The 4,478-nt window shown below is 70.0% G+C and carries 5 protein-coding genes and 1 pseudogene; 4 read left to right on the forward strand and 2 right to left on the reverse strand.

Going from position 1 to position 4,478, the window contains the following annotated elements; translation table 11 throughout:
* Window positions 1-99: 99 nt before the first annotated feature.
* Window positions 100-858, forward strand: a pseudogene (locus tag ACZ7GJ_RS33105) (DnaJ C-terminal domain-containing protein); the annotation flags it as partial.
* A gap of 1 nt (window position 859) precedes the next feature.
* Window positions 860-1,306 (forward strand): heat shock protein transcriptional repressor HspR, encoded by a 447-nt coding sequence (locus tag ACZ7GJ_RS33110; protein ID WP_365922903.1) that lies wholly within the window; start codon window positions 860-862, stop codon window positions 1,304-1,306.
* A 136-nt stretch (window positions 1,307-1,442) separates the two neighbouring features.
* Here the strand turns inward: ACZ7GJ_RS33110 and ACZ7GJ_RS33115 are convergent, their stop codons facing one another.
* The gene (locus ACZ7GJ_RS33115; protein WP_365922905.1) at window positions 1,443-2,456 is read right to left on the reverse strand and encodes a helix-turn-helix transcriptional regulator; all 1,014 of its coding nucleotides are present in this window, start codon (window positions 2,454-2,456) and stop codon (window positions 1,443-1,445) included.
* A 284-nt stretch (window positions 2,457-2,740) separates the two neighbouring features.
* On the opposite strand from ACZ7GJ_RS33115, the gene ACZ7GJ_RS33120 reads away from it, so the two are divergent.
* Window positions 2,741-3,061: a (2Fe-2S)-binding protein gene (locus ACZ7GJ_RS33120; protein ID WP_365922917.1), complete on the forward strand. Its 321-nt coding sequence runs from the start codon at window positions 2,741-2,743 to the stop codon at window positions 3,059-3,061.
* A 140-nt stretch (window positions 3,062-3,201) separates the two neighbouring features.
* Here ACZ7GJ_RS33120 and ACZ7GJ_RS33125 read toward each other — a convergent pair whose 3' ends face one another.
* A complete protein-coding gene (locus ACZ7GJ_RS33125; protein ID WP_470756941.1) occupies window positions 3,202-3,615 on the reverse strand; it encodes a pyridoxamine 5'-phosphate oxidase family protein in 414 nt (137 codons plus the stop codon).
* Between the two features lie 120 nt (window positions 3,616-3,735).
* Here ACZ7GJ_RS33125 and ACZ7GJ_RS33130 point away from each other — a divergent pair.
* Window positions 3,736-4,478, forward strand: a 743-nt coding sequence (locus tag ACZ7GJ_RS33130; protein WP_470756949.1) for a Clp protease N-terminal domain-containing protein, incomplete at its 3' end; no start/stop codon positions are given.

Raw genomic sequence — 4,478 nt, forward strand, 5'->3', positions numbered from 1 at the left:
TGTGGGGTCCCTGTTTCTGGTCGCCCTCTTGTTGTTCCTCCCCCCCCCCCCCCCCCCCCCCCCCCCCCCCCCCCCCCCCCCCCCCCCCCCCCCCCCCCCCGCGGCCAGGACGTCGAGTCGGAGGTCACCCTCTCCTTCACGGAGGCGGTGGACGGGGCCACGGTCCCGCTCCGGATGTCCTCCCAGTCCCCGTGCAAGGCCTGTTCGGGCACCGGCGACAAGAACGGCACCCCCCGGGTGTGCCCGACCTGCGTCGGCACCGGCCAGGTCTCGCGCGGCAGCGGCGGCGGCTTCTCGCTGACCGACCCCTGCGCGGACTGCAAGGGCCGCGGCCTGATCGCGGAGACCCCCTGCGACATCTGCAAGGGCAGTGGCCGGGCCCGCAGCTCCCGGACGATGCAGGTCCGGATCCCGGCGGGCGTCTTCGACGGCCAGCGGATCCGGCTGCGCGGCAAGGGCGCGCCGGGTGAGCGCGGCGGGCCCGCCGGCGATCTGTATGTCGTCGTGCACGTCGACTCGCACCCGGTGTTCGGCCGCAAGGACGACAACCTCACGGTGACCGTGCCGGTGACGTTCGCCGAGGCCGCGCTGGGCGCCGACATCAAGGTACCGACGCTGAACGGCCCCGCGGTGACGCTGAAACTGCCGCCGGGCACGCCGGGCGGCCGCACGATGCGGGCCCGCGGCAAGGGTGCGGTCCGCAAGGACGGCACCCGCGGCGACCTGCTGGTGACGGTCGAGGTGGCCGTCCCGGCGGAGCTGTCCGACAAGGCCCGTGAGGCGCTGGAGATGTACCGCGACGCGAGCGGGTCGGAAGACCCGCGCGCCATGCTGTTCGAGTCCGCGAAGGGAGCATGACATGGACGGCCGCCGCAGGAGCCACTACCAACTGACCGATGAGACACCGGTCTACGTGATCTCGGTGGCCGCCCAGCTCTCGGGCCTGCATCCGCAGACCCTCCGCCAGTACGACCGTCTCGGCCTGGTCTCCCCGGACCGTACGGCCGGCCGCGGCCGGCGCTACTCGGCCCGCGACATCGAACTGCTCCGCACGGTGCAGGCGTTGTCCCAGGACGAGGGCATCAACCTGGCGGGCATCAAGCGGATCATCGAGCTGGAGAACCAGGTAGCCGCGCTCCAGCAGCGCGTGGCCGAGCTCTCGGCGGCGGTCGACGGCGCCGCCGCGGTGCTCCAGCAGCGCGAGGCCCAGGTCCACGCCTCGTACCGCCGCGACCTGGTCCCGTACCAGCCGCCGGTGCCGGGCAACGCGCTGGTCGTGTGGCGCCCCAAGCGGCCGCAGGACTGATCCGCTGCCGCAGCGCGGCCGCAGACACACCCGCAGCAGGCGCACGAAGGCCCCGGTCCGGTGGACCGGGGCCTTCGCCGTATCCGCGGGCCCGCGGCGCCGCCGCAGGGCCTGTGGCGGCCCTCGGGGGCCCTTCTCAGAGCTCCTGGTCCTTGAGGATCCCCGACTTGGCGATGAGGAAGCCGAGTTGGGCCCTGCTGCCGCTGCCCAGGGCGGAGGCGAGCTTGGCGATGTGCGCGCGGCAGGTGCGTACGTTCATCCCCAGCCGGCGGGCGATGGCCTCGTCCACGTGTCCCTCGACGAGGAGCTGTGCAATGGACCGCTGGACGCCCGAAATCCCTTCGGGGGTGGGCGTGTAGGTCACTTCCTCGTTCAGGGGCGTGGCGCGCCGCCACAGCTGCTCGAACACCTTCACGAGATACTCGACCAGTCCGGGGTGCCGCAGTTCGAGGGCGATCCGCCGGTCGTCACGGGCCGGAATGAAGGCCACGGTACGGTCGAATACGATGAGGCGCTCGATGAGTTCCTCAAGAGTGCGGATCTCAACCTTTCCCTTCGAGATGCGGTCCACATAGGCGAGCGTGCCCTGACTGTGCCGGACCGTGTGCTGGTAAAGGGTGCGGATGCTGACGCCGCGGTCGAGCAGGGGCTGTTCGCGTTCGAGGGCCTGGGTCAGGGAGATCGTGGGCCGGCCCCCGCCGGGCTGTACGGTCAGTACCTCGGTGTGGCACTCGGCGGAAGCGAGGTCGAGGGCCGCGCTGATCGAGTCGAACCCCTCCAGCACGGTGATGGCGTGCGTGCTCGAAGGGGTCTGCGCACTGATGGTCATGAACGGTTCGAAGGAGTCCGTCAGTTCGACCGAATGGCGGCGGCGGTCCTGGATCTCCCGCTCCAGGGGATGCAGGCGCTGGGCGAGGGCCACGGCCGGTGGAACCGGACGGAGCGAGTTTTCGTCATCAGGGTCTGGGTGCAGGAGCGCGAATTCCAGCAAGCAGGGGGCGTTCGCGATATCCGCCCGGGCTACGCGGCCCGCGCTGAGGGCGGCCGCGTAGAGCCGCCTGCCTTCGTCGCAAAGCTCCGTGACGGGGTGGCGATGTGTCGGATTTATGCTGATATTGGGCAAATCTCCACCCCCCAGGGTCCTGAACATGCAAGAACATGATGCATCGTGCCTGTGGCATTGACGTGCCCAAATGAGCCATCGTCTGACACGCGGGGGAGAGGATTCCATCAAGTGAGGACGAAGCCGACCATGTACAAGAGAATGCTTCGCTCGGCGCTTGCCGTTCTTTTCTCCACTATTGCAGCCTATGCGGCACTGGGAGGTGGTGGCGCCGGAGCAGAGGGTGCGGGTTCTGTTCAGGCGGACACCGGCTGGCACGCGATGCCCGCCGAGCCCGGCACGGATGGGCACACCGGGCCTTCTGGGGAGGGATCCGCATGACCCCCGATGACCGCGGCTTCCGCCGCGAGATGGCCTCCGCGTACCGCTCAGGGTGGCAGTTCATCGACCTTGCCACCGCCATCCCCCACGTCGGCGATTCGTTGATGGTCACCCTGTTCGGCCAGCCGATCGTCGTGGTTCGCGAGGAGGACGAAGACGTCCGTGCCTACCGCTGCCTGCGCCGCCCCCGGGGCGCGCCGCAGCCCGTCCGCTGCGAGGTCAGGTACGGCATGGTCTTCGTCAATCTGGATCAGCGCGATCACCAGCTCTTCGAACCCGATATCACCACCGCCACCCCCCGCAGTGCCTGAAGCGATTCCCCCGTCGTTGCAGATCGCTCAGGCGCTACCCCCACACAACGGCGCCATCGTGGACCTGACCACGATGGCGCCGTTGTGATGTCCGCGTCCAGTAGTTGAACCGGACAACTTCGAAGCCCGCCGGGTGCCGCTCAGGCGCGCCCCATGGCCCGGTCCAGGGCGATCTCCATGACGACCCGGTCCGGGTTGGGCGAGGGCATCCGCCCGTACCGCTCCGCGTAGCGGCGTACCGCCTCGGCGACCGAGGCCTCGTCCGTACGGATCACCGCGCGCCCTTCGAGAGTGGCCCAGCGGCGCCCCTCCATCTGGCAGACCGCGACCCGCGCGCCGCCCTGCGGCCCCGCCTGGGCGGCCAGGACGTTGCGGATCTTCTTGCTGTGCTTGTTGCTGATCACCCGCGCCAGGCCGGCCTCCGGGTCGTACGTCACGCCCACCGGCACCACGTGCGGCGTGCCGTCGGGGCGCGGTGTGGTGAGGGTGCAGACGTGCCGCTCCTGCCAGAAGGCGAGGTACTCGGGCGTCGGGTTGAGTACGTCATGGGACATGCGCGAAGGGTACGGCTCCGTCCTTGAGTGGAATAGACTCAACTTTGTGCACGTTGACCATGTCAGATCCATGGCTGGTGCACGCGCCGCATGAAGCCGTACGGAGAGGAGAAGTCGCAGGTGGATGCCGAGCTGACCAACAAGAGCCGGGACGCGCTGAACGCAGCCACCAGCAGGGCCGTCAAGGACGGCCACGCGGACCTGACCCCCGCGCACCTGCTGCTGGCCCTGCTCGCCGGCGAGGACAACGAGAACGTCACCGACCTCCTCGCCGCCACCGAGGCCGACCAGGCCGCCGTGCGCAACGGAGCGGAGCGGCTGCTGGCCGCCCTGCCCAGCGTCACCGGCTCCACGGTCGCGCCCCCGCAGCCCACCCGCGACCTGCTCGCCGTACTCGCCGAGGCCGATGCACAGGCCGGCAGGCTCGGCGACGAGTACCTCTCCACAGAACACCTCCTCATCGCCGTCGCCGCCAAGGGCGGCGCGGCCGGTGAGGTCCTTGTCCAACAGGGCGCGAGCGCGAAGAAGCTGCTGGCCGCCTTCGAGAACGCACGAGGAGGACGGCGGGTGACCACCCCCGATCCCGAGGGTCAGTACAAGGCCCTGGAGAAGTTCGGCACCGATTTCACCGCGGCCGCCCGCGAGGGCAAGCTCGACCCGGTGATCGGCCGCGACCAGGAGATCCGCCGGGTCGTCCAGGTCCTGTCGCGCCGTACGAAGAACAACCCGGTGCTGATCGGTGAGCCCGGCGTCGGCAAGACGGCCGTCGTCGAGGGCCTGGCGCAGCGGATCGTGAAGGGCGACGTCCCGGAGTCGTTGAAGAACAAGCGGCTGGTCTCCCTGGACCTGGGCGCGATGGTCGC

Source organism: Streptomyces sp. NPDC037242 (genome assembly GCF_055604165.1).

What these genes read in the sequence shown, in the direction of transcription:
- ACZ7GJ_RS33110 (WP_365922903.1), top strand. Translation starts at nt 860, where the DNA reads ATGGACGGCCGCCGCAGGAGCCACTACCAACTGACCGATGAGACACCG.
- ACZ7GJ_RS33115 (WP_365922905.1), bottom strand. Translation starts at nt 2,456, where the DNA reads ATGTTCAGGACCCTGGGGGGTGGAGATTTGCCCAATATCAGCATAAAT.
- ACZ7GJ_RS33125 (WP_470756941.1), bottom strand. Translation starts at nt 3,615, where the DNA reads ATGTCCCATGACGTACTCAACCCGACGCCCGAGTACCTCGCCTTCTGG.